21 protein-coding genes and 2 tRNA genes are annotated in these 22,758 nt (G+C 73.5%); 12 read left to right on the forward strand and 11 right to left on the reverse strand.

The genetic code is table 11. The features are described 5' to 3' along the window. Nucleotides 1-74: 74 nt before the first annotated feature. Nucleotides 75-1,370 (forward strand): MFS transporter, encoded by a 1,296-nt coding sequence (locus ACQPYN_RS10325; RefSeq protein WP_433036515.1) that lies wholly within the window; start codon nucleotides 75-77, stop codon nucleotides 1,368-1,370. A 3-nt stretch (nucleotides 1,371-1,373) separates the two neighbouring features. On the opposite strand, the gene ileS is transcribed toward ACQPYN_RS10325, so the two are convergent. Continuing rightward, the gene (ileS, locus tag ACQPYN_RS10330; protein WP_433036517.1) at nucleotides 1,374-4,511 is read right to left on the reverse strand and encodes an isoleucine--tRNA ligase; all 3,138 of its coding nucleotides are present in this window, start codon (nucleotides 4,509-4,511) and stop codon (nucleotides 1,374-1,376) included. A gap of 176 nt (nucleotides 4,512-4,687) precedes the next feature. On the opposite strand from ileS, the gene ACQPYN_RS10335 reads away from it, so the two are divergent. Next, nucleotides 4,688-4,759, forward strand: a tRNA-Gln gene (locus ACQPYN_RS10335). Between the two features lie 48 nt (nucleotides 4,760-4,807). Beyond that, nucleotides 4,808-4,880 (forward strand) — tRNA-Glu (locus tag ACQPYN_RS10340). A gap of 57 nt (nucleotides 4,881-4,937) precedes the next feature. On the opposite strand, the gene ACQPYN_RS10345 is transcribed toward ACQPYN_RS10340, so the two are convergent. Both ACQPYN_RS10345 and ACQPYN_RS10350 read right to left on the reverse strand, forming a co-directional pair. Continuing rightward, nucleotides 4,938-5,408, reverse strand: a complete 471-nt coding sequence (locus ACQPYN_RS10345) for a GNAT family N-acetyltransferase (protein ID WP_433036519.1) — start codon at nucleotides 5,406-5,408, stop codon at nucleotides 4,938-4,940. 12 nt (nucleotides 5,409-5,420) lie between these two features. Further along, a complete protein-coding gene (locus tag ACQPYN_RS10350) occupies nucleotides 5,421-6,254 on the reverse strand; it encodes an SAM-dependent methyltransferase (RefSeq protein ID WP_433036521.1) in 834 nt (277 codons plus the stop codon). 174 nt (nucleotides 6,255-6,428) lie between these two features. On the opposite strand from ACQPYN_RS10350, the gene ACQPYN_RS10355 reads away from it, so the two are divergent. After that, nucleotides 6,429-8,348, forward strand: coding sequence for a S9 family peptidase (locus tag ACQPYN_RS10355; protein WP_433036523.1), 1,920 nt, complete (start codon nucleotides 6,429-6,431; stop codon nucleotides 8,346-8,348). 18 nt (nucleotides 8,349-8,366) lie between these two features. On the opposite strand, the gene ACQPYN_RS10360 is transcribed toward ACQPYN_RS10355, so the two are convergent. Then, nucleotides 8,367-9,089, reverse strand: coding sequence for an alpha/beta hydrolase (locus tag ACQPYN_RS10360; RefSeq protein ID WP_433036525.1), 723 nt, complete (start codon nucleotides 9,087-9,089; stop codon nucleotides 8,367-8,369). A gap of 69 nt (nucleotides 9,090-9,158) precedes the next feature. Between ACQPYN_RS10360 and ACQPYN_RS10365 the strand changes: the two genes are divergently transcribed. From ACQPYN_RS10365 to ACQPYN_RS10375, 3 genes are all read left to right on the forward strand, one after another. Next, the gene (locus ACQPYN_RS10365; RefSeq protein ID WP_433036527.1) at nucleotides 9,159-9,746 is read left to right on the forward strand and encodes a TetR/AcrR family transcriptional regulator; all 588 of its coding nucleotides are present in this window, start codon (nucleotides 9,159-9,161) and stop codon (nucleotides 9,744-9,746) included. Nucleotides 9,747-9,950: 204 nt separating this feature from the next. Next, nucleotides 9,951-10,166, forward strand: a complete 216-nt coding sequence (locus tag ACQPYN_RS10370) for a hypothetical protein (RefSeq protein ID WP_433036529.1) — start codon at nucleotides 9,951-9,953, stop codon at nucleotides 10,164-10,166. Nucleotides 10,167-10,357: 191 nt separating this feature from the next. Next, the gene (locus tag ACQPYN_RS10375) at nucleotides 10,358-10,654 is read left to right on the forward strand and encodes a DUF3040 domain-containing protein (protein WP_433036531.1); all 297 of its coding nucleotides are present in this window, start codon (nucleotides 10,358-10,360) and stop codon (nucleotides 10,652-10,654) included. 49 nt (nucleotides 10,655-10,703) lie between these two features. On the opposite strand, the gene ACQPYN_RS10380 is transcribed toward ACQPYN_RS10375, so the two are convergent. Then, nucleotides 10,704-11,366 carry a hypothetical protein gene (locus tag ACQPYN_RS10380; protein WP_433036533.1) on the reverse strand — a complete coding sequence of 221 codons (663 nt, stop codon included), beginning with the start codon at nucleotides 11,364-11,366 and terminating at the stop codon, nucleotides 10,704-10,706. After that, complete coding sequence (locus tag ACQPYN_RS10385) at nucleotides 11,363-11,539, reverse strand: hypothetical protein (protein WP_433036535.1); 177 nt, start codon at nucleotides 11,537-11,539, stop codon at nucleotides 11,363-11,365. Before ACQPYN_RS10385 ends, ACQPYN_RS10380 begins: the two co-directional genes overlap by 4 nt. A gap of 254 nt (nucleotides 11,540-11,793) precedes the next feature. Between ACQPYN_RS10385 and ACQPYN_RS10390 the strand changes: the two genes are divergently transcribed. Next, nucleotides 11,794-13,236, forward strand: coding sequence for a ferredoxin reductase family protein (locus ACQPYN_RS10390; protein WP_433036537.1), 1,443 nt, complete (start codon nucleotides 11,794-11,796; stop codon nucleotides 13,234-13,236). 234 nt (nucleotides 13,237-13,470) lie between these two features. On the opposite strand, the gene ACQPYN_RS10395 is transcribed toward ACQPYN_RS10390, so the two are convergent. Both ACQPYN_RS10395 and ACQPYN_RS10400 read right to left on the reverse strand, forming a co-directional pair. Then, nucleotides 13,471-14,361: a polysaccharide deacetylase family protein gene (locus tag ACQPYN_RS10395; protein WP_433036539.1), complete on the reverse strand. Its 891-nt coding sequence runs from the start codon at nucleotides 14,359-14,361 to the stop codon at nucleotides 13,471-13,473. A gap of 9 nt (nucleotides 14,362-14,370) precedes the next feature. After that, complete coding sequence (locus ACQPYN_RS10400) at nucleotides 14,371-15,069, reverse strand: IclR family transcriptional regulator (RefSeq protein ID WP_328309349.1); 699 nt, start codon at nucleotides 15,067-15,069, stop codon at nucleotides 14,371-14,373. 55 nt (nucleotides 15,070-15,124) lie between these two features. On the opposite strand from ACQPYN_RS10400, the gene leuC reads away from it, so the two are divergent. After that, on the forward strand, nucleotides 15,125-16,546 hold the full coding sequence (leuC, locus tag ACQPYN_RS10405; RefSeq protein ID WP_433036541.1) for a 3-isopropylmalate dehydratase large subunit: 1,422 nt from the start codon (nucleotides 15,125-15,127) through the stop codon (nucleotides 16,544-16,546). A gap of 14 nt (nucleotides 16,547-16,560) precedes the next feature. After that, entirely contained in the window at nucleotides 16,561-17,148 is a 588-nt protein-coding gene (gene leuD, locus ACQPYN_RS10410) for a 3-isopropylmalate dehydratase small subunit (RefSeq protein WP_433036543.1), read from the forward strand. Nucleotides 17,149-17,152: 4 nt separating this feature from the next. Here leuD and ACQPYN_RS10415 read toward each other — a convergent pair whose 3' ends face one another. Further along, nucleotides 17,153-17,851, reverse strand: a complete 699-nt coding sequence (locus tag ACQPYN_RS10415) for an SDR family oxidoreductase (protein WP_433036545.1) — start codon at nucleotides 17,849-17,851, stop codon at nucleotides 17,153-17,155. Between the two features lie 70 nt (nucleotides 17,852-17,921). Here ACQPYN_RS10415 and ACQPYN_RS10420 point away from each other — a divergent pair, with 70 nt between their 5' ends. Beyond that, the gene (locus ACQPYN_RS10420; RefSeq protein ID WP_433036547.1) at nucleotides 17,922-18,764 is read left to right on the forward strand and encodes a LysR family transcriptional regulator; all 843 of its coding nucleotides are present in this window, start codon (nucleotides 17,922-17,924) and stop codon (nucleotides 18,762-18,764) included. Nucleotides 18,765-18,802: 38 nt separating this feature from the next. After that, on the forward strand, nucleotides 18,803-19,669 hold the full coding sequence (locus tag ACQPYN_RS10425; RefSeq protein ID WP_433036549.1) for a siderophore-interacting protein: 867 nt from the start codon (nucleotides 18,803-18,805) through the stop codon (nucleotides 19,667-19,669). A gap of 72 nt (nucleotides 19,670-19,741) precedes the next feature. Here ACQPYN_RS10425 and ACQPYN_RS10430 read toward each other — a convergent pair whose 3' ends face one another. Both ACQPYN_RS10430 and ACQPYN_RS10435 read right to left on the reverse strand, forming a co-directional pair. Further along, complete coding sequence (locus ACQPYN_RS10430) at nucleotides 19,742-21,697, reverse strand: galactose oxidase-like domain-containing protein (protein WP_433036551.1); 1,956 nt, start codon at nucleotides 21,695-21,697, stop codon at nucleotides 19,742-19,744. A 130-nt stretch (nucleotides 21,698-21,827) separates the two neighbouring features. Beyond that, a complete protein-coding gene (locus ACQPYN_RS10435; RefSeq protein ID WP_433036553.1) occupies nucleotides 21,828-22,748 on the reverse strand; it encodes an NUDIX hydrolase in 921 nt (306 codons plus the stop codon). Nucleotides 22,749-22,758: the final 10 nt, after the last annotated feature.

Raw genomic sequence — 22,758 nt, forward strand, 5'->3', positions numbered from 1 at the left:
GGACGGTTGCCCTCACCCGTCCGGGTGCGCTTCCATCCGGTCCCATTCGGGACCCGGAGTCGAGGAGGACACCCGTGGCCGGCTCGCCGAGCGCACCGTCCCGCCGGAGCATCTTCGCGGCGAGCTTCATCGGCACGTCGATCGAGTGGTACGACTACTACATCTTCGGCACCGCCGCGGCGCTGGTGTTCGGGACCCTCTTCTTCCCCCAGTTCTCGTCCGTCGCCGGCACGCTGGCCGCCTTCGGCACGTTCGCGGTCGGGTTCATCGCCCGGCCGCTGGGCGCCGCGGTGATCGGGCACTACGGCGATCGCATCGGCCGCAAGGCGATGCTCGTGCTGACCCTGCTGCTCACCGGCGGGGCGACGGCGCTCATCGGCCTGCTGCCGACGTACGCGGCGATCGGCATCGGCGCCCCCCTGCTGCTCGTGCTCCTGCGTCTCCTGCAGGGCTTCGGCGTCGGCGGGGAGTGGGGCGGCGCGGTCCTCATCGCCACCGAGCACGCGTCGCCCCGTCGGCGCGCGGTCTACGGCAGCTTCGCGCAGTTCGGCGTGCCGATCGGCGTGCTGACCTCCAACCTCGCCTTCCTCGCCGTGGCGGGTCTGTCCGACGAGGCGTTCCTCTCCTGGGGCTGGCGCATCCCGTTCCTGCTGTCGATCGTGCTCGTCGTGGTCGGCTTCGTCGTCCGCAGCCGCCTGCAGGACGCGCCGGAGTTCGAGCAGGTCAAGGCGAAGCGGGAGACGAGCACGGTGCCGTTCACCGAGCTCCTGCGCCGCCACCCCCGGGTGCTGGGCCTGGCGAGCCTCGCCTCGATCGCCCCGCCGGCCGTCGGCTACACCGTGATCGTCTACATGCTCAGCTACGGCACCACCGCGCTGGACTACGAGCGCACCACCCTGCTCACGCTGATCATGCTCTCGACGGTCGTGTGGGTGGCGACGATCGTGGTCGCGGCGCTCCTGTCCGACCGCTACGGCTCGCGGCGCGTGTTCATCATCGGTGCCGTGACGGCGGTGATCTGGCCGGTCCCGATGTTCGCGCTGGTCAACACCGGGTCGGCCGGGCTCGCGGGCCTCGCCTTCGCGGTGGCCGCGGTCGTCCAGGGCATCATGGCCGGCGCCCAGGGCGGGCTCTTCAGCGAGATCTTCCCGGTGCGCGTGCGGTACAGCGGGATCTCGATCGCCTACCAGGTCGGCGGGATGGTCGGCGGGGCCATCACCCCGCTCGTCGCCACCGCGCTGTACGGCGCCACCGGCTCGTCGACGCCGATCGCGCTCTACGTCACGGCCCTGTCGCTGCTGAGCCTCGTCGCGGTCTTCGGGCTCCGGGAGGGGTCCGCGCGGTCCCCGGACCAGGTCCCGGTGCGGTAGGGGTCAGACCTCCGTCGGCGTGATGGCGACGGCGAGCGCCAGGTCGTCGGAGTGTGCCGCGGCGTCCCCGTTCACGGTGCCCTCCGTCATCGACACCGCGAGGACCTCCTCGGCGATGGTGCCCGCGTGCGCCCGCACGGCGTCGGCGACGTCGGCGCGCCCGGCGGTCCAGGTGAGGGCGATCCGGTCGGACACCTCGAGCCCGCGGGTCTTGCGGGCCTCCTGCACCACCCGCACGACGTCGCGGGCGAGGCCAGCGGCGCGCAGCTCGTCGGTGAGCTCGGTGTCGAGGCCGACCGACAGGCCGCCCTCGGAACGCACCGCCCAGCCCTCGCGCGGGCTCTCCTCGACGAGGATCTCGTCGCCGGACAGCGTGATGTCCTCGCCGTCGACGACGACGGTGAGCGTGCCGTCCACCGGAGTGTCGGTGGAGGCCTTCACGGCCTCGGCGACGACCGGGGTCCGCTTCGCGAACCGCTTGCCCAGCGCCCGGAAGTTCGGCTTGACCGTCACCTCGACGAGGTCCGCGCCGGCGGCCTCGACGCGCGCGACGTTGAGCTCCTCGGCGATCTCGGCGAGCAGGCCGTCCTCGAGGGCGCCGAACCCGTTCGCGGCCACGACGGCCCGGGCCAGGGGCTGGCGGGTGCGCACGCCGCTGGCCGCGCGCGTCGATCGGCCGAGCTCGACGATCCGGCGCACGAGCGCCATCCGGTCGGCCAGCCCGCGGTCGATCGCGGCCTCGTCGACCTCGGGCCAATCGGTGAGGTGCACCGAGTCGGGTGCGCCCTCGACCACGTCGCCCTGGAGCAGCGTCCAGAGGTGGTCGGTGGTGAACGGGGTGAAGGGCGCCATGAGCCGCGAGAGCGTCTCGACACAGTGGTGCAGCGTGGCCAGCGCCTCCGGCTCGCCCGCCCAGAACCGGCGGCGCGAGCGGCGCACGTACCAGTTCGACAGGCCGTCGACGAACGAGGTGATCGCGCGTCCGGCGCTCGAGGAGTCGAAGTCGTCGAGCGCGCGCGTGACCTCGCGGACGCAGCCCGCGAGCTCGCCGAGCACCCAGCGGTCCATCGGGTGGCTGCTCTCCACCGGCTCGCCGGTGGGCCGCCAGCCCGAGGCGTTGGCGTAGGTGACCAGGAACGACGCGGTGTTCCAGTAGGTCAGCAGGACCTTGCGGACGATCTCGCGCAGCGCCTCGTGCCCGACGCGGCGGTCGACCCACGGCGAGCCCTGCGCCAGCATCAGCCAGCGCACGGCGTCGGCGCCGTGGGAGTCGAACAGCTCGAACGGGTCGAGCACGTTGCCGAGGTGCTTGGACATCTTGCGGCCCTGCTCGTCGAGCAGCAGGCCCAGGCAGACGACGTTCTCGTAGGACGAGCGGTCGAACACCAGGGTGCCCACGGCCATCAGCGAGTAGAACCAGCCGCGCGTCTGGTCGATGGCCTCGCAGATGTACTGCGCGGGGTAGGCCTGCTCGAAGTCGGCCTCGTGGTGGTGCGGCGCGCCCCACTGGGCGAACGGCATCGCGCCCGAGTCGTACCAGACGTCGATGACGTCGGTGACCCGTCGCATCGTGCCGCTGCCCGACGGCGCCGGGAACGTGATGTCGTCGACGAACGGGCGGTGCGGGTCGAGCTCGGAGAGGTCCTCGCCGGCCCAGCGGCCCAGCTCGGCCAGCGAGCCGACGCAGACCATCTCCGACGGGTCGGCGTCGTTGCGCCAGATCGGCAGCGGCGTGCCCCAGTACCGGTTGCGCGAGAGTGCCCAGTCGACGTTGTTCTCGAGCCACCCGCCGTAGCGGCCGTGCTTGATGTGCGGCGGGTACCAGTTCGTCCGCTCGTTCTCCTCGACCAGGCGGTCGCGGATCTCGGTGGTGCGGATGAACCACGAGGGCAGCGCGTAGTAGATCAGCGGCGTGTGGCAGCGCCAGCAGTGCGGATACGAGTGCTCGTAGGACTCGGAGCGCCACAGCACGCCGCGCGCGCGGAGCTCGTCGACCAGCGTCGGGTCCGCGCCCTTGAAGAACATGCCGCCGACCAGCGGGACGTCGGCGTAGAAGTGGCCGTCCGGGCCGATGGGGTTGACCATCTCGAGGCCCTCGGCCTTGGCCACGAGGTGGTCCTCGGCGCCGAAGGCGGGCGCCATGTGCACCAGGCCGGTGCCGGCGTCGGTGGTGACGTGGTCGCCGTGGACGACGCGGTGCGCGTCTCCGAAGCGCTCGCTCTCGATGAGGTCGAGCGGGCGGCGGTAGTGGCTGCCGAGCAGGTCGGAGCCCGCGAGCCGGTCGGTCACCCGGGCGTCCTCGCCCAGCACCGCCAGGAGGTCCTCGGCGACGACGAGGTCGTCACCCTCGCCGACGGTGGCCCGCACGTAGGGGATGTCGCGGGCGACGGCGACGGCGGTGTTCGACGGCAGCGTCCAGGGCGTCGTCGTCCAGACCAGGAGGTCGGCGCCGGCCCAGGGACCGTCGGTCAGCGGGAAGCGCACGTAGACCGAGGGGTCGACGTCGTCCTCGTACCCGAGGGCGACCTCGTGGTCGGACAGCGGCGTCTCGTCGCGCGGGCAGTACGGGGTGACGCGGTGGTCCTCGACCAGCAGGCCCTTGTCGAAGATGGTCTTGAGCGACCACCAGACGCTCTCGACGTAGCGCGGCGCCATCGTCAGGTAGGCCTCGTCGAGGTCCACCCAGTAGCCCATGCGCTCGGTCATCGCGGCGAACGCCGAGACGTTGCGCAGCGCCGACTCCTTGCAGGCGGCGTTGAACTCCGCGATGCCGTACTGCTCGATGTCGCCCTTGCTCGTGAAGCCGAGCTCCTTCTCCACCGCGAGCTCGACCGGGAGGCCGTGGCAGTCCCAGCCGGCGCGACGCGGGACGCTGTAGCCCCGCATCGTCTTGAAGCGCGGGAAGAGGTCCTTGAACGCCCGGGCCTCGACGTGGTGGGTACCGGGCTGGCCGTTGGCCGTCGGCGGGCCCTCGTAGAAGATCCACGGCTCACCGCCCGCGGTGCGCTCGAGGCTGCGACGGAACACGTCGCGGTCGGCCCAGCGGGCCAGCACCTCGCGCTCGACGGCGGGCAGGTCCACGCTCGCGGGCAGGGCGGCGAACGCGGCCTTGCCGGTGGCGGGGGACGGCGGAGAGCTCACGTCTCGATCTTCCTGGTGGTGCGGCAGCCCAACTCAGCCAGCCTACCGGGGGCTCCGAGGCGGTCCTGACCTGCGGGCCCGGCGCGGTCCCGGGGGGTGTCGAACCCGCTGGGGCCGATGTCTTAGACTTGACGGCGTCGTCGAGCGCGAGGCTTCGTCACGCTCGGTGATCGCCATGGGGTATGGTGTAATTGGCAACACGGCTGATTCTGGTTCAGTTGTTCTAGGTTCGAGTCCTGGTACCCCAGCTGCGAGCAGTGCCGGACCGTGATCTAGGGTCGTCACCGTTCTCCTAGGGCCCCGTCGTCTAGCGGCCTAGGACGCCGCCCTCTCAAGGCGGTAGCGGGGGTTCGAATCCCCTCGGGGCTACACCACACCGACGCGGTGCACCGGCTCTCCGGTGCACCGCGTTCGTCGTTCTCGGGGTCATCGCGCGCCGGGCGGCTCGGAGCGCCGCAGGTGGATGATCGGGAACGGCTTGCCGTCGGCGTCCGTGGCGGAGCGCCCGACCTCGACGAAGCCCCGCCGCCGGTACCACTCGCGGGCCGCGGGGTTCTGCTCGTTGACGTCCAGCGTGAGGATCGGGTGGTGGGCGGCCACCTCCTCGAGCAACGCCGTCCCGGCACCCCGACCGTGCACGGAGGGATCGACGAACAGCCCGTCGACCTCGCCGCCGCGCGCGGTGAGGAACCCCACGACCGAGCCGTCGCCGGGATCGGTCGCGAGCCGCAGGACGAGGCGCGGGAGCTCCCGACGCAGCTGCACCTCGAAGCCGTCGACGTCGGTCGGGGCGAGGAAGTCGTGGGTCGCCTCGACCGCGCGCCGCCACACGCGGAGCACGTCCTCGAGGTCGTCGGGGCTCGCGTCGCGCAGGGTCCAGGGGGTGGGCGCCGTCATCGCCGCACCCCTTCAGACCACGCGGGCGATCGCGGCGTAGCCCCCGGTGGGGCGTTCGCCGGGGCTGGCGGTGGGCCAGTCGACGATGTCGACCATGCCGGGCGGGACCAGGTCGAGCCCGCCGAGGAGCTCGGTGATCTCCGGGCGCGAGCGCAGGACGACCTCGGTGGCGCTGCCCCGGTAGCCGTCCTGGATGGCGCGCGTCCGGGCCGCGAGATCGGGGTCGTCGTGGTCCGCGCTGCCGTGCGACATCACGTGCACGCTGCCGTGCGGCAGCGCGTCCCGGTACCGGCCCAGGATCGCGGGCAGGGTGGGGTCGGGCACGAAGTGCAGCACCGCGACCGTGAGCAGCGCGACCGGGCGGGTCAGGTCGAGGAGGTCGCGCACGCCCGGGGCGCCGAGCACCCCGTCGGTGTCGCGCATGTCGGCGCGGGTGACGCTGACCTGGTCGTATCCCGCGATCAGCTCGCGGGCGTGGGCGACGGCGACGGGCTCGAAGTCGACGTAGGCCACCCGCGCATCGGGGCGCTGGGCGAGGGCGATCTCGTGGACGTTGCCGACCGTCGGGACCCCGGAGCCGAGGTCGAGGAACTGCGCGACGCCCTGCGCGAGGCACCACTCCACGGCGCGGCGCAGGAAGTCCCGGTTCGCGCGGCAGACGTAGTCCATGTCCGGGTTCTGGGCGAGGATCTTCGCGGCCTGCTCGCGGTCGACAGCGAAGTTGTACGCCCCGCCCAGCATGTAGTCGTAGATCCGGGCGGCGTTGGCGCGGTCGAAGTCGATGCCGGCCTCCAGCGCTCGTTCGGGCTCCGGCCAACGGTGCTCGTCGCCCGTTCCAGCAGTCACGACACCCTCCGTCCCTGCGCACGCCACCCGCCGAGGTGATCGTCGCACCGGATCGGTCGGACGGGTGTGGGGCGCACCGCAGCGCCTTGAGTGTGCCGCGACGGCACGGTGTTCCGTCGTTCGCGGACCTTCTCGCACACCGAGAGGACACGCGCCGAGAGAACGGAGTGCCCGATGACCGACACCGCCCGTGTCGCCACCCTGCCGAGGCCGATCGAGGTGGAGGAGTTCTTCGCCGATCCGGCGTTCTCCCACCCGTCGATCTCGCCGGACGGGACGCGCCTCGCCTACCTGGCGCCGCGGTACGGCCGCAAACAGGTGTGGGTGCGCGGGATCGACGAGGAGCACGCGGACGCGGTGTGCGTCACGCACGACGCCCGGCGCGGCATCACGATCTTCTCCTGGACCGACGACCCGCGCTGGTTGCTCTACCTCCAGGACACCGACGGCAACGAGGACTGGCACCTCCACCGGGTCGATCTGGAGGCGCCGGACACGCCGGCCGTCGACCTGACGCCCCTCCCGGCGGGGTCACGCGTGGTCGGCTTCGAGCCGGTCCGGTCGGCGCCCGGGTACGTGCTCGTCTCGATGAACCGCCGTCCGATGTTCCTCGACCTCTTCTGGGTCGAGGTCGCCACCGGCGAGACGACGCTGCACCTCGAGCAGCCCGAGCCGCGGGGCGACTTCCTGGTCGACCGCGACGGCCGGGCGGCCTTCTACTCGTACCTCGCCGACGACGGCACCCAGGAGTTCTCCGCGGTGGACGCCGAGACCGGGGAGAAGCGCTTCCTGCGTCGGGTCGGCGGGCCGGAACACCCGACGGGGGTGCAGCCGCAGAGGGTGACGCCGGACGGGACGGGCCTGCTGGTGGGCCTCTACCAGGACTCCGACGACCTGCGGCTCGTCCGGATCGACCGGGAGACCGGCGAGGAGACCGTGGTCGCGGCCGTCGAGGGACACAGCCTGGACATCATGGGCACCGCCGCCCCGGGCATGCCGCCCACCGTCTTCACCGACCGCGCCACCGGTGAGGTCCTCGCGGCCCGCTTCGTCGGCGACCGGCCCACCATCGAGGTGGTGGACCCGCAGTTCGCCGAGGTGTACGCCGCGCTCTCGCAGCTCTCCGACGGGGTGCTGGGCACGCTGTCGTCGGACGAGAGCGGGCAGCGGTGGGTCGCGTCGTTCGTCCACGACCGCGAGCCCGGCCTGACCTGGCTCTACGACCACGGCACCGGCGAGAGCCGCCTGCTGTTCCGGCCGCTCCCGCACCTGGACCCCGCCGACCTGGCGCCCCGCACGGCGGTCGGGTTTCCGGCCCGCGACGGGCTGCCGCTGCACGGGTTCCTGACGCTGCCGGTCGGTGTCGAGCCGACGGGCCTGCCGTTGGTCCTCGTCGTGCACGGCGGCCCGTGGGCCCACGACTCGTGGTCCTACGACCCGGAGGCGCAGTTCCTGGCCAACCGGGGCTACGCGGTGCTGCAGGTCAACTTCCGCGGCTCCTCGGGGTACGGACGGCGGCACACGCTCGCCGCGATCGGTGAGCTCGCCGGCACGATGCACGACGACCTCCTCGACGCCGTCGACTGGGCCGTGGGGCAGGGCTACGCCGACCCGGACCGCGTCGGCATCTACGGCGGGTCCTACGGCGGCTACGCCGCGCTGGTCGGCGTGACGGTGACGCCCGACCGCTTCGCCGCCGCCGTGGACTACGTGGGCATCTCGGACCTCGCGAACTTCATGCGCACGCTGCCGCCGTTCGTGAAGCCCTACATGGTGGCCAACTGGTACCGCTACGTCGGCGACCCCGAGGTCCCCGAGCAGGAGGCGGACATGCTGGCGCGCTCGCCGATCACCATGGTCGACCGCATCCGCACCCCGCTGCTGGTGGCCCAGGGCGCCAACGACGCCCGCGTCGTGCAGGCGGAGTCCGACAACATCGTCGCGTCGCTGCGCGAGCGCGGGATCCCGGTGGAGTACCTCGTCGCGCAGGACGAGGGCCACGGGTTCGCGAACCCCGAGAACCGGTTCCGGCTCTACCGCGCGATCGAGCGGCACTTCGCCGAGCACCTCGGGGGGCGCGGCGGGATCGGCTGACCGATCGAGGTCCATCGGTCAGCGCAACGCGTTCGCCGCCCAGCCCATCGCCCGGCGGACCGCGGCGCGGGACGGCTCCGCCGCGTGGTCGTGCCCCTCGAAGCCGTGGACCGCGCCGGGGACGTCCACGACCTCGAGCGACGCCCCCCGGTCCCGCGCCGCGGCCACGAAGGCGTCCTGGTCCGGGACGAGCGGCGGGATCTCGTGCTCGACCCGCATCAGCAGCGTCGGGAGGTCGCGACAGGTCGCCAGCGCGCCGATGGCGTCGAAGCGCGGGATGTCGCCGTCCCAGTCCGGCGGGGGCGCGAGCACCGGGTAGGTCCACACCAGACAGCGCAGCCAGGGCGGGGTGTCGCGCATCCAGTCGACGGCCAGCGGCCCGCCCCCGGAGAAGAACCACAGGCCCACCCGGTCCGGGTCGACGACCTCGAGCGCGCGCGTCTCCTCCACGGCCGCGGCGAGGTCGTCGGCGGCGACGGGGTAGTGCTCGCCGCTGTGGAGCCGGTGCTCGATGACGATGCCGGCGAGGCCCGACGCGGCGGCCAGCGTCGCGTAGCCGACCGCGCCCGGCCAGTCGCGGGGCTGCGCGTCGGGGGCGACCGGACCGCCGTGGACGAGGACGATCGCCGGTCGCGGCCCCTCGACACGGGGCGATGTGTAGACGTCGAGGCGGTCGGTGCGGACCCGGTGCGCGGGGTCGAGGCCGCCGAAGAGGGTTCCGTCGTCGGACGACGTCGGCATGCGTCCTCCCTGCTCCGAGGTTTGGGTACACTCGTACCACAACGACCGTCACCGCGGGAGGGGAGACTCGTGCCGCGCCGCGCCGACCACGACGCCCGCCGTCTGCAGGTGCTCGCCGCCCTCGTCCGCTGTGCGCTCCGCACGGGCGTGCACGACCTCGGATACCGCGACGTCGCATCGGAGGCGGGGGTGTCGGTGCGCCTCGTGCAGTACTACTTCCCGAGCAGGCACGAGCTCCTGCTCGCCGGCCTCGAGCACGTGCGGCGGCGGATCACCGCGCGCATCGACGAGCGCCTCGACGAGCTCCCGGACCCGTCCGACGTCCGCGCGCGCCTGACCGTCGTGCTCGAGGGGCTCCTGCCGGTCGACGAGGACGGGCGGGACCTCACCGTCGTGCACCACGCCTTCGGCGCGCTCGCCCTGACCGACCCGACGATCCCCGCGTCGCCGTTCAGCGCGGTCAACCGGGACCTGCTCACGACGATGGTCGGCACGCTGACCGGGCTGGGGATCAGCGAGGACGTCGTCGAGCGCGAGGCGGCCGCGCTGATCGGGCTGGCCACCGGACTCGGGGTCGGGGTCGTCTTCGGCCAGTTCGACGTGGAGCTGGCTCGTTCGGCGCTGCACCACCACCTCGACGGGGTCCTCAGCTCGTGACCGAGCGACATGCTGTGGATCGGGGCGGACGTTGTCCCCTCACCGAAGGGCCAGTACGGTGCGCGACGGCGGGCGCCCGGATCGGCAGCGCGCCTGTTCGGCCCGGGCGGCATTCCCGCCTGCCCGGGGCCACCGTCTGCGAGCGTCCTCCCCCCGGCCGCTCGCCGGGTGGCTCCGGGTCCACCGCCCAGGGGGTGGACCGGGGTGATCGCGGCCGTGAACGGTGGCGACCCCGACCTCGACCGCTGCGACGGGTATGTCGTGCTGGTGGTCGACCCGATGACCGGCGAGTCCGACTGCTACGGGCCGTTCGTCGAGATGACCGAGGCCGGCCAGGAGGTCATGCGCTTCCGCGAGGAGTTCTCCCTGCGCGAGTTCGACGAGGTGTTCGTCGAACTGGTGCGCTGGCACCGTCGCTGACGCGCCCGCGGCACGACGGGTGGCGCCCGTCCCGTCCCACGAACCGGTGACCGCGGGCGACGAACCGCTCACCTGCTGCGAGTTTCGACCCCTGGAGCAGGGGAAATTCCTGGGGAGGACGCCCAACGATCGGTCTGGCCCCGTGCACGCTCCGGAGGTCCTCGACCGACCTACGTCGAAGAGGCACTGCGGTGCTCGACGACCGTGAGCAGTACATCCTGCGCGACATCCAGCGCCACATCGAGGCCAGCGACCCGAAGCTCGCGCGGCTCGCGCGTCGGGAGCAGGGCCACCGGACCTATTGGCTGTCGATCGCGTCGCTCGTCGTGGGCGTCGTCCTCGGCGTCGCGCTCGCCGCGCTGGGACCTGTCGGCGCCGGCCTCACGCTGATCGCGCTCGGGGCCGTGCCCATGGGTGTGTGGCACTGGCGGCGGCCCGGGACGGCGAGCCCACTGCAGTCCACCCAGATCCAGGAGCGGCGCGGGTAGGACCCGCCCGACGGGACCGCGCGGCGCTGCTGATGCGGGACTGACGCGTTCAGCCTCCCTGCAGGGCCGCGAGCATGGCGCCGACCGTGCGGGCGAAGCGGGCGTCCGCGTCCCGGTCGCCGAGACGTCGGGCGCCCAGTCCGCGAGCGGCCTCCTCCCGTACCTCGGTGGCGCGGCGGGCCACGTCCGACTCCCACACGGCCGGCCGCGGCACCGCGGGCAGGGGATGGGCGGGTACGGCGTAGCGGCGGCCCAGCGCCGCGGTGCTGGCGGCCACCGGGAGATCGGCAGGACGCGAGCCCGGGAGACGCAGGGAGCGAGTTCGCGCGAAGGCGAGGGCGAGGTCGCGACGGCGTCGGTCACGGCCGTCGACGGTCGGCGCGAAGAGGACGAGGGGATAGCCCCGCTCGCCGCGCCACCCGTCGGTCGCCTCGACGACGCGCCCCCAGAGCGCCGCGCACCCCAGGATCGCGCCGGCGCTGATGACCATGGGCGCCACGAGCCGCAGGTCGGCGGTCGCGTACAGGCCGCAGTGGCAGTCCCACGTGGGTGCCTGCGTGCAGCCGGCTCGACAGCCCGCCGTCGCCGCCACCCGGGGCAGCCACGTGAAGGGTGCGACGGGGGAGACGAGCGTCGGGCCGTCCTCGTCCCACCCCATCAGCCAGACCCGCCACCCCACGATCGGTGTCGCGAGGTCGGGGGCCTCCGTCACGTGCTGACGGGTGCGGGAATCTCCTGCGGCGCTGCGCGTCGGACACCCGACCGCGGCGTCGGGCGCGGGACGCGGGGTGCCACCTCGGCGAACCGCTCGGGGTAGTCGCCGCGGGGCACGGGGTCGACCACGGGCTCGACGGTCAGCATGCGGACGGGCTCGCCGATGTGCATGGGCGGACCACACCTTCCGTTCGCCCCGGCCACGGGAGTGGGTGGCCCGGGTCTCACTCGAATGGGTGATCCGGACTGTACGCGCCTCCGGGCGAGGACGGGCCGCCGTCCTGAGAGGACGAGCGGGCCGTGGTCCCCCGATCGGCCCAGCGGATCGGCAGTCGGCCGTGCGCGGAGAGCCGCTGGTCTCGGGAGTTGATCAGCCGTTCTCAGGTGCGTCGGATCTCCCGGACGCCGTCCCTAGCGTCGCCGTCGTGTCGAAGCGCGCGAAACGGGCCCTCTGGTCGGCGGTCGCGATCCTCGTCCTCGTCGGTCCACCGGCGGTGTTCCTCGGACGGCAGGGGGTCGGTGCGGGCTGGGAGGCGGGCGAGCTCCTCGAGCTCGCGATCGTCCTCTCCGGGATCGTCGCCTCGGTGGCGATGGTGCTGGCGACCGTCGGCGCCTCCCGCCTCCGGGCGCTGACCACGGCGCTCGGGATCGACCGGATCATGAGCGGGCACAAGTGGCTCGGGGTCGCCGCCCTCGTGCTGGTGCTCGGGCACATGGTCGCGGCGATCGTCGAGAGCCCGAAGCTGCTGAACCCGTTCGCCGCCTCGCTCGGCATCCAGTTCGGCTACGCCGCCGCGGTGGGGATGGTGCTGCTCGCCGGTGCCGCCGCCTGGGGACGACGGCGCGGGGCGCGCTACGAGTGGTGGGCGCGGGCCCACATCCTCGGGGCCGCGCTGGCGCTCGCCCTCGCCGGGATGCACGTCTTCTGGCTCGGCGACCTCCTCGAGGACCCCGTGATGCGGGTCGTGTGCTCCGCCCTGGCCCTGCTGCTGCTCGCGGTGCTCGCGCGCCGGTGGGTGTGGCAGCCGCTGTTCTCCCGGCGCGGGGCGTACGTGGTCTACGGCGTGCGCCACGAGGGGGCCGACGTCGCCACCCTGGCGCTGACCCCGGTGTTCCGTGGCCGGGCGCTGCGCTTCGCCCCCGGCCAGTTCGTGTGGCTCCGGCTGCACCGGCGGGTCGTCGGCGTCCAGGAGCATCCGTTCACGATCGCCTCCAGCGCCGAGCTGACCGACCGGCTGGAGCTCACCGTCCGCGCCACCGGCGACTTCACCCGCGCGCTGGCCCGCCTCGGTCCCGGCCAGAAGGTGTGGCTCGACGGCCCGCACGGCAGCTTCACCCCCGACGCGCCGGAGCGGGTCGACGGGCTGGTGCTGATCGCCGGCGGGGTCGGGATCACGCCGATGATGAGCATGCTGCGCACGCTCGCCGAGCGCGGCGACCGTCGCCTGCACCGCCTTGTCCTGGCCGAGCGTCCCGACCAGCCGCTGTTCGGCCCGGAGCTCGAGGTGCTGGCCCGCCGACTCGACCTCGACGTCCTGCGCACCGCAGGGCGCCGCGTCGACGCCGACCTGCTCGCCTCGATCCTGCCCCGCGCCCGCGGTCGTCTCGAGTACTACGTGTGCGGGCCTCCGGGGCTGCTCACGGGTTCGCTCGCGGCCCTCGACCAGCTGGGCGTCCCGCCGGGCCGGATCCACAGTGAGCAGTTCGGCTGGACGGGGCCGTTGCCGGCGCAGGTCCCGGCGGCTCGGTCGGCGCGGTCGGCTCGGTCGACGAACGACGCGACCTCGCCCGCCGACCAGCGCCCGACCCACCCCTCGATCCCGATCCCGCGGGTGGAGGAGCGGTCGGCCTCGACCCGGAGCGGCTGAGTCGATCGAGGGAGCAGCGCGGCCCGACCTGGAGCAGACGCTTCGGAGATCGAAGCGTCGGCGCGAGGGGTCGACGGCAACCACACCGCGTCGACCGGTCGCGGCCTGACCTGACACGAAAGCTTCGGAAACCGAAGCGTCTTGCGGGCCGGTGGCCCGAGGCGGTCGGGGTCGTCGCCGACCTGCTCGCGCGCGTCCGCGGGCCGGGGTCCCGCTCCGCCTGAGCTCACCGGGTCAGAGGTCGAGCTCCGCCCACCACTGCACGACCTGCCAGCGGTGGACGAGCGCGATCTCCGGCTGACCGGCGACGTACGCCAGGAAGTCGCGCACGGCGCTCGCCCGCGCGGCCTGTCCGCTCCAGCGCGGGTGCAGGCCGACGGTCATCAGCCGGGCCCCGGCGCCGTGGCGGGCCTCGTCGAGCAGGAAGTCCGCGGCCGCGATCAACGTCTCGGCGAAGTGGCGCGGCGTCGCGTAGGTGGGCGCGAGGAAGTAGCGGGTGTCGTTGTGCACCTTGGAGTAAGGGACGACGAGCCAGCGACGGCCCTCGACCTCCGTCCAGTACGGCAGCTCGTCGTTGACGGCGTCGCTGTCGTAGACCAGGTCGGGGTGCGCCGCGGCGAGCCGCCGGGTCCGCTCGCTCGGGAACGAGCGCACGTACCAGCCGCGCACCGGACGGCCGACGAGATCGGGCAGCACGCGCATCGCGTGCTCGAGGTCGGCGCGCTCCTCGTCCTCGCTCATCGTCGTCACCTCGGCCCAGCGGTAGCCGTGGCCGAGCACGTCGTGCCGGCTCGCGCGCAGCCATGCGGCGAAGGGCGGGTTGCGCTCCAGCGCCCGGGCGCACACGCCGAACGTCACGTCCGCGTCGAACCGCTCGAACAGGCGCACCAGCCGCCAGATGCCGACGCGGCTGCCGAACTCGAAGTGGCCCTCGGTGCCGATGTCGCGGATCGCCGGGTCGATCGGGATGGCGTACTCGCCCCAGCTGTCGTTGCCCTCGCCGTCGGGCCACGCGGCCTCGGCGCCCTCCTCGACGTTGACGACAATGTTCACGGCGACGCGCGCCCCGTTCGGCCAGCGCTCGAACGGGGCGGACAGGCCGTGGCCGACGAGGTCGCGCTCCATGGGGGAGTCCTACCCCGCCTCGCCGACCCGGCTCTCCAGTCGGCGCGCGGCGGCGAGCAGCGGCTCGGCCCAGCGGGCCCCGGGGCGGCGGCCGATCCGGTCGACGGGGCCGGACACCGACACCGCGGCGACCACCGCGCCGTCGGCGGCCCGGACCGGCGCGGACACGCTGGCCACACCGGCCTCGCGCTCGGCGACGCTCTGCGCCCAGCCGCGACGGCGGACCTCCTCGAGCACGCGGTCGGCGAACGCGGACGGCTCGGCCGACCAGGCGGCGAGCACCTTCGCCCCCGAGCCGGCGGCCATCGACACGCGGACGCCGACCGGCACGGTGTCGCGCAGCCCGCTCGCCGGCTCCGCCGCGGCCACGCAGACGCGCACCGTGGGGTCCGAGCCGTCGCGGCGGTAGAGCTGGATGCTCTCGCCGGTGAGGTCGCGCAGCCCGGGGAGGACGTCCTCGGCGGCCGTGAGCAGCGGGTCGCCGTGACCGTGGGCGAGCTCGCCGAGCGCGGGGCCGGGACGCCAGCGACCGTCGGGCTCGCGCACCAGCAGGCGGTGCGCCTCGAGGCCGACCGCGAGCCGGTGCGCCGTCGCGCGCGGCAGCCCGGTGCGCTCGCAGAGCTCGCCGAGCGTGCAGGGCGCCGCCGCGGCCGCCCGCAGGACGACCACCGCCTTGTCGAGCACGCCGATACCGCTACCCTGTCCCACAGGACGACACCATAGTCCCACTCTGTGGGATTTTGGGTGAGGAAAGAGGTAGACAGTGGGACGCACGCTCGCGGAGAAGGTCTGGGACCAGCACGTGGTCCGACACGGCGAGGGCCAGGAGCCCGACCTCCTCTACATCGACCTCCACCTCGTGCACGAGGTCACCAGCCCGCAGGCCTTCGACGGGCTGCGCCTCGCCGGACGGCCCGTGCGGCGCCCCGACCTCACCATCGCCACCGAGGACCACAACGTCCCGACGCTCGACATCCTCGCGCCCATCGCCGACGAGGTCTCCCGCACGCAGGTCGAGACGCTGCGGCGCAACGTCGAGGAGTTCGGCGTCAAGCTCTACCCGATGGGCGACGCGAACCAGGGCATCGTCCACATGATCGGACCGGAGCTCGGGCTGACGCAGCCGGGCACGACGGTCGTCTGCGGCGACTCGCACACCTCCACCCACGGCGCGTTCGGTGCGCTGGCGTTCGGCATCGGCACGTCCGAGGTCGAGCACGTCATGGCCACCCAGACGCTGCCCCTGCGCCCGTTCAAGACGATGGCGATCGAGATCTCCGGCCGCCTGCGCCCGGGCGTCACCAGCAAGGACGTCATCCTCGCGGTGATCGCCCAGATCGGCACCGGCGGCGGCGCGGGCTACGTGCTCGAGTACCGCGGCGAGGCCGTGCGGGAGATGTCGATGGAAGCCCGCATGACCATGTGCAACATGTCGATCGAGGCCGGCGGACGCGCCGGCATGGTCGCCCCGGACGACACGACGATCGAGTACCTGATGGGCCGCCCGCACGCCCCGCAGGGCGAGCTGTGGGACGAGGCCGTGGCGGCGTGGCGCGAGCTGCGCACCGACGACGACGCCGAGTTCGACAAGGTCGTGCACATCGACGCCGACGCGCTCACGCCGTTCGTCACCTGGGGCACCAACCCCGGCCAGGGCCTGCCGCTGTCCGAGGCCGTGCCGGACCCCGAGGGGATGTCCGACGACGACGCGGCCGCCGTGCGCAAGGCGCTCGCCTACATGGCCCTCGAGCCCGGCACCAAGCTCCGCGACATCGCCGTCGACGTCGTCTTCCTCGGCTCCTGCACCAACGCGCGCATCGAGGACCTGCGCGCGGCCGCCGACGTCCTCAAGGGCCACCACGTGGCCGACGCCGTGCAGATGCTCGTCGTCCCCGGCTCGATGAAGGTCAAGGCGCAGGCCGAGGCCGAGGGCCTCGACGCCGTGTTCACCGAGGCCGGCGCCGAGTGGCGCTCCGCGGGCTGCTCGATGTGTCTGGGCATGAACCCCGACCAGCTCGCGCCCGGCCAGCGCTGCGCGTCGACGTCGAACCGCAACTTCGAGGGCCGCCAGGGCAAGGGCGGGCGCACGCACCTCGTGTCGCCGCTGGTCGCGGCGGCCACGGCCGTGCGCGGCACGCTCTCCTCACCGGAGGACCTCACGCCCACCACCCTGACGTTCGCCTGAGGAGGGCCGCACCCATGGACGCCTTCACCACCCACACCGGCATCGCCACACCGCTGCGCGTGTCGAACGTCGACACCGACCAGATCATCCCGGCCGTCTACCTCAAGCGCGTGACGCGCACGGGGTTCGAGGACGGGCTGTTCGCCTCCTGGCGCGCCGACCCGAGCTTCGTGCTCAACACCGAGCCCTTCAACCGGGGGTCGGTGCTCGTCGCCGGCTCCGACTTCGGCACCGGCTCGTCCCGTGAGCACGCCGTCTGGGCGCTCATGGACTACGGGTTCCGCGTCGTGATCTCGTCGCGCTTCGGCGAGATCTTCAAGGGCAACTCGTCGAAGGCGGGCCTGCTGGCCGCCACCGTCGAGCAGTCCGACGTCGAGCTGCTGTGGAAGAAGATCGAGGAGCGCCCGGGCCTCGAGCTCACCGTCGACCTCGAGGCGCTCACGATCACCGCCGACGACCTCGTCGTGCGGTTCACCGTCGACGACTACGCCCGGTGGCGCCTGCTCGAGGGCCTCGACGACGTCGACATCACGCTGCGCTCCGCCGACGCCATCGAGGCCTACGAGGCGACGCGGCCGGCCCACAAGCCGACCACCGTCTGAGGTCTCACCAGGGGACCTCGCCGGCGTCCTCGAAGAAGCCGCCGGTGGGGCCGTCGTCGGGGAGGGTGGCCAGGCGGATGGGCGTCGCGGCGCCCTGCTGCGTGGTGCGGTGGCCCTGGTGGCCGTTGAGGTCGGTGGCCACGTAGCCCGGGCACGCCAGGTTGATCTTGATGTTCGTGCCCTCCAGCTCCCGGACGTACTGGAGCGTCACCGCGTTCAGGTAGGTCTTGGACGGCGAGTAGCCGAGCGCGATCGGGCCGGCCTGGCCGGTGCTCTGGCGCGTGAGGGATCCGACGCCCGAGGACACGGTCACGATCCGCGGGTGCTCCGAGCGGCGCAGCAGCGGCAGCATCGCGTTCGTCGTCCGGATGACGCCGAAGACGTTCGTCTCCAGCACCGTGCGCAGGATGTCGAGGTCGATGGTGCTCGGGTCCTGGGGTCTGTCGCCGGTGATGCCGGCGTTGTTGACGAGGACGTCGAGCTGGTCGAGGGAGGCCGCCGCGGCGGCCACGCTCGCGTCGTCGGTGACGTCGAGCGGCACCCCGAAGGCGTCCACACCGTCGGCCCGGAGCTTCTCGACGGCCTCCTCGCGGCGGCGGTCGTCGCGGGCGCCGACGCCGACCCGCCAGCCGAGGGCCCCGAGGCCCGCGGCGATCTCGTAGCCGATGCCCTTGTTCGCCCCGGTGATCAGCGCTGTTGTCATGCCCCCATGCTCGGCCCGGTCGGCGCCGGTGGTCCAAGACCATCTCGGTGCGCGGCGATACCGCGGGGGTATGAATGAGGGTGTGGAGACCCGGGAGCTGCGCTACTTCGTCGCGGTCGCCGAGGAGCTGCACTTCGGGCGGGCCGCCGAGCGGCTCGGGATCGCCCAGCCGCCGCTGTCCCGCGCGATCCGGGCGCTCGAGCGCCGGCTCGGGGCCCCGCTGTTCGACCGCACCACCCGCGCCGTGGCGCTCACCGAGGCCGGCGCGGTCCTCCTCACCGAGGGCCGGGCGGCGCTCGACGCGGTCGACGCCGCGGAGCGCCGGACCCGGCGGGCGGCCGGCGCGCGCCCGGTGCTCGGGCTGGTCGCGAAGGCCGGGGCGTCGCAGGAGCTCCTCGCGAAGCTGCTCGACGCGTACGCTGCGGAGCCCGGGGCGGCCGAGGTCGACGTCACGCTCTGCGGACCGGGCGAGCAGGAGCGGGTGCTGCGCGACGGCAGGGCCGACGTGGCCCTGCTGCACCGGCCCTTCGACGCGACCGACGGCTACGACACCGAGGAGCTCGCGGAGGAGGGTCAGGCCCTGTTCCTCCCGGTCGGGCACCCCCTCGCCGGCCGCGCCCAGCTGCGCACGGCCGACCTCGCCGATCTGCCGCTGCCCCGCTGGCCCCGGCCCGACGGCGGGTTCTCCGCGGGCGAGGGCCCGCAGGTCCACGACAGCGCCCAGCTCCAGCAGCTCGTCATGCTCGGGCGCGCGGTGGCGGTGCTGCCGGACTCCGTGCGCGCCGGCCTGCCCGAGGGCATCGTCGCGGTCCCGGTGGTCGACGCGGCCCGCGTGACCACGCTGTTGGCGTGGCCGCCCCAGAGCCGGGTGCGGGGCCTCGCCGACCTGGTCCGCGTGGCGTCCCGGCTCTGAACTTAGGCTGCCCTAATTTCCAGGGGTAAGGTCGGGGCATGGCTGCTCCCGAGACCCAGGCCCCCGCCGCCCCGGCGTCCACCCCGGCACCGTCCACCCCGGCACCGTCCCCACGGACCCGGAAGGGCGGCGCGGGCCACCGGCTGCGCGTGCTGCGCTCCGAGCGGCTGACGCCGCACCTGCTGCGCGTGGTGTTCGGCGGACCGGCCCTCGACGGCGTCGCCGACAACGGCTTCACCGACAAGTACGTCAAGCTCGCCTTCCCGCGGCCCGGTGTCGAGTACCCGGAGCCGTTCGACGTCCCCGCGATCCGCGAGTCGATGCCACGCGAGGCGTGGCCGATCGTGCGGACCTACACGGTGCGCGCCCTCGACCACGCCGCGGGCGAGCTGGCGATCGACTTCGTCGTGCACGGCGACACCGGCGTCGCTGGGCCCTGGGCGCTGGCGGCGGCCCCGGGCGACGAGCTCACGATGATGGGGCCGGGTGGGGCCTACGCGCCCTCGCCGGAGGCCGACGCGCACGTCCTGGTGGGCGACGAGGCGGCCCTGCCCGCCATCGCCGCGGCACTCGAGAGTGTCGCCTCCGGCGTGCCCGTGCACGCGTTCGTCCAGGTCGACGGGCCGGACGACGAGATCGCCCTCGCGACGTCCGAGGCCGTGACCCTGCGCTGGCTGCACCGCGACGCCGGCGAGGACCTCGTCGAGACCGTCCGCGGCGCCGAGTGGCCCGCGGGCACCGTGCACGCCTTCGTCCACGGCGAGACCGGCGACGTGAAGGCCCTGCGCTCCCACCTGCTCGAGGAGCGGGGCCTCGACCGCGCCTGGCTCTCGATCTCCGGCTACTGGCGCCGCGGCGCCGACGAGGACACCTTCCAGGCGGAGAAGAAGGCCGCGAAGGGCTGAGGTGGCCTCCGGCCATGTGAGCACTTCGAGGTGCTGCAGCACCTCGAAGTGCTCACATGCGCGAAGCGCACCTCAGTCCGCCAGCGCCCGCCCGCCGGGTTCGACGTCGAGCATCCTGCCCACCGACGGCACGCCGCGGTCGTCGACGAGGAAGAGCATGTACGGGCCCGGCGGGGTGAGCCCGGGCTCCTCGGGGACGGTCACCGAGAGGCCGCCGGCGGTCGGCGCGGTGTCGAGGGCCACCGAGCGCATGTCGGTGGTGGTGACGTGGGTGGCGGTCGAGGCCTTGATCAGCCGGGCGCTGCGGATGTGCTCGGGGTCCGGCGTCGGGATCGTCGCCGTCTGTCCGCGCGCCAGCGTCGGGGGCGCGTTCGTGATCGTCGGCCGCCCGCCGCCCTGGTAGAGGTAGGGCGGGCTGTAGATCTCGATGCGCTGCTCGAAGGTGCCCGGCACGAGGTTCTGCTGGTCGTCGAACAGCGGGTCGGAGCCGGCGGTGAGCACGCGTCCGTCGGGGAGCAGCAATGCCTCGGTGTGGTAGTCGCGCCCGACCGCGGGGTCGGCGGCGGCGGTGATCTGCCCCGTGTCGGGGTGCAGCAGGCGCGCGATGTGGTTGTTGGTCCCGCCCTTGCCGCGGTAGTCCCGCGAACCGCCCGAGATCAGCATCGTGTCGTCGGGCAGGTTGACGAGGTTCGGGTAGCGCACGCCCTCGGGCAGGCTCGGTCCGGGGGTGAAGTGCGGCGCCGGGTCGCGCAGGTCGAGGTAGTCGATGCGCCCGGTGGACCGTGGGCTCTCGCCGACCCCGCCGCCGCCGACGACGGCGAGGCGCTGGTCGTTCACGGGCCCGACCCAGGCGGAGCCGGCCGTCTCGAGCAGGTCGGGGTCGCGCATGCCGGGGATCGCGGCGAAGGCGCCGGTGTCGGTGTCCCAGAACCCCGGCTCGCGTCCCTTCTCGGCGGGCCCGTAGCCGGCGTTGGCCCCGGTGTAGACCATCCGCCCGGCCTGCGCGGTCTCGAAGATCGCGGGGTAGGTCGGGAAGTAGCGCGTGAGGTCCTTGCGCTCCGAGAAGGCGTTCGTCGTGGGATCGAAGATCTCGGTCTGGCCGTTGAGGACCTCGCCGGCGCCGTCGAGGCCGGCCACCGTCAGCACGCGGCCGTCGGACATCGGCGTCAGCGTCGCGTACCAGCGGTGGAACGCCATGTCGGAGACCTGCGACCACGTCTCGCTGACGGGGTCGAACGTGTAGGCCTTGTTGGTGCCCTGGTAGTCCTGCTTGCGCAGGGTCATCTGCTGACCCTGGCCGTAGACGTTGCGGGCGACGCCGGGCGCGAGGCCCTCGACCTGGTACTGCGCGGGCTCGGTGGTCAGCCCCCCGGGACCGGGGTCGACGGCCTCGACGAAGACCGGCTCCTCCGCCGCGACCACCTGCGTGCGGCGTCCCTGGCCGTTCTTCTGCGCCGGCGGGAGCCGCGTCTCGGCGTCGGCGCGGTAGCGCACGCCCGTGGGGGAGACGAACACCGTGCCCGCCGGCAGCACCATCGGGGCGTTCGGGTCCTCGTTCTTCACCGTCATCGTGCCGGCCGCGTTCGTGACCGCGCCGTCGAGCCGCTCGTAGCGCTGGGTGCCGCCCGCCACGAGCAGCCGCCCGTCGGGCAGCGTCGTCTGCCCGCCGCAGAACATGTCGTCGGGGACCGGGATCATCCGCGACTGCCCGGTGGTCGGGTCGTAGAGCAGGCTCTTGAGTGCCCGCGTCGCGAACATGTCCTCCTTGTTGCCCGACCCCGCGATCAGCAGGACCTTGCCCGAGGAGAGCAGCGCGGCGTGGATCGCGTTGACCCGGCGGTCGTCCGGCACGTCGATCGTGTCCCAGTGCCCGAACGCGCGCTCGTAGTCCGGGCTGTTGATCAACTGCTCGTGACGCCACTCGTCGATGTAGGAGAACGCCGGGGGCACGTTGACGCCCAGCAGGACGACCGCGCCGAGGACGACGAGGACGATCTGGCGGACGCGACGGGTGTTCGCCACACGCACCGGGCTGGGCTCCTGGCGGGTCGACGACGGGGTCGGCGCGACGTTAACCGAGGTCAGCGTCCCGTCTGAACGCGCCCCGATCCGTGCCCGGCTGTCCCGCCGCGGGCGATTCGTCCTGTGAGATGGATCCTCAGAAGGCCGCGTCGCGGTGGTAGTCGGCCGCGGCGAGGGTGCCGTCCGGGCCGAACGACAGGACCCACACGCTGCCCTTGCGGGACGGCGGGTCCGCGAGGTCGCGGTCCGAGAGCGGGGCGCACCCGGACCGCGTCGCGGCCGTCGCCAGCACGCGCACCAGGTGCGGGATGCCGTCGCCCTGCGCGCACACCGCGGCCACCACGCCGCCGGTCCCGCCCGCGGTGAGCCGCTCGAGGAGTGCGAGCGCGGGCCCGTCGTCGCGCGCGACCGCACCGTCGCCCAGCTCCGGCGCCTCGTGGATCGTCACGCCCGCCGCCTCGGCGTAGGGCGCCAGCGTCTGGCGGCAGCGGGCCTTGGGCACCGCGTGCAGCGCGGTCACCCCGAACCGGGAGAGGAACACGGCCAGGCGCTGCGCCTGCTCGTACCCCTCCTCGACCAGCGGACGGTCGGCGTCCGGGCCGTCCCACTCCGAGCGCTTCCCGGCGAGCGCGTGCCGCACGAGCAGCAGGGTGCGCAGGGCCGGCGGGCGGGCGGTGAAGGCGTCGACGACGTCGCGGTCGGACTCGTAGGTCAGCAGCGCCACGGCCTCGGGCGGGGAGAGCCAGCGCAGCTCGTCGGTCTCGTCGCCGGGCGTGAACCGGCCCTCGCCGGCGCGGGCCGACCAGAACTCGACGACCTTGTCCTCGGCGCCGACCATGTAGTGCACCGTCCGCAGGTGCCGGCCGAGCACGGCGGCGAACCCCGTCTCCTCGGCCAGCTCCCGCACGGCCGCGTCGACCCGGGTCTCGCCCGGATCGACCTTGCCCTTGGGCAGGCTCCAGTCCTGGTGGTGCGGGCGGTGCACGACCGCCACCTCGACGTCCTGCCCGGTGCCGTCCGGGCGCCAGAGGACCGCTCCCGCGGCGTACACCGTCATCGGGTCGACT

The organism is Actinomycetospora sp. CA-053990, from assembly GCF_050948445.1.
GTDB classification, from domain to species: Bacteria; Actinomycetota; Actinomycetes; order Mycobacteriales; family Pseudonocardiaceae; genus Actinomycetospora; species Actinomycetospora callitridis.

Bases quoted from the DNA above. Each gene is read 5' to 3' on its own strand.
- ACQPYN_RS10345 (WP_433036519.1), bottom strand. From the start codon at position 5,408: ATGACGGCGCCCACCCCCTGGACCCTGCGCGACGCGAGCCCCGACGAC.
- ACQPYN_RS10355 (WP_433036523.1), top strand. From the start codon at position 6,429: ATGACCGACACCGCCCGTGTCGCCACCCTGCCGAGGCCGATCGAGGTG.
- ACQPYN_RS10360 (WP_433036525.1), bottom strand. From the start codon at position 9,089: ATGCCGACGTCGTCCGACGACGGAACCCTCTTCGGCGGCCTCGACCCC.
- ACQPYN_RS10385 (WP_433036535.1), bottom strand. From the start codon at position 11,539: ATGCACATCGGCGAGCCCGTCCGCATGCTGACCGTCGAGCCCGTGGTC.
- ACQPYN_RS10395 (WP_433036539.1), bottom strand. From the start codon at position 14,361: ATGGAGCGCGACCTCGTCGGCCACGGCCTGTCCGCCCCGTTCGAGCGC.
- leuD (WP_433036543.1), top strand. From the start codon at position 16,561: ATGGACGCCTTCACCACCCACACCGGCATCGCCACACCGCTGCGCGTG.
- ACQPYN_RS10415 (WP_433036545.1), bottom strand. From the start codon at position 17,851: ATGACAACAGCGCTGATCACCGGGGCGAACAAGGGCATCGGCTACGAG.
- ACQPYN_RS10420 (WP_433036547.1), top strand. From the start codon at position 17,922: ATGAATGAGGGTGTGGAGACCCGGGAGCTGCGCTACTTCGTCGCGGTC.
- ACQPYN_RS10425 (WP_433036549.1), top strand. From the start codon at position 18,803: ATGGCTGCTCCCGAGACCCAGGCCCCCGCCGCCCCGGCGTCCACCCCG.
- ACQPYN_RS10435 (WP_433036553.1), bottom strand. From the start codon at position 22,748: ATGACGGTGTACGCCGCGGGAGCGGTCCTCTGGCGCCCGGACGGCACC.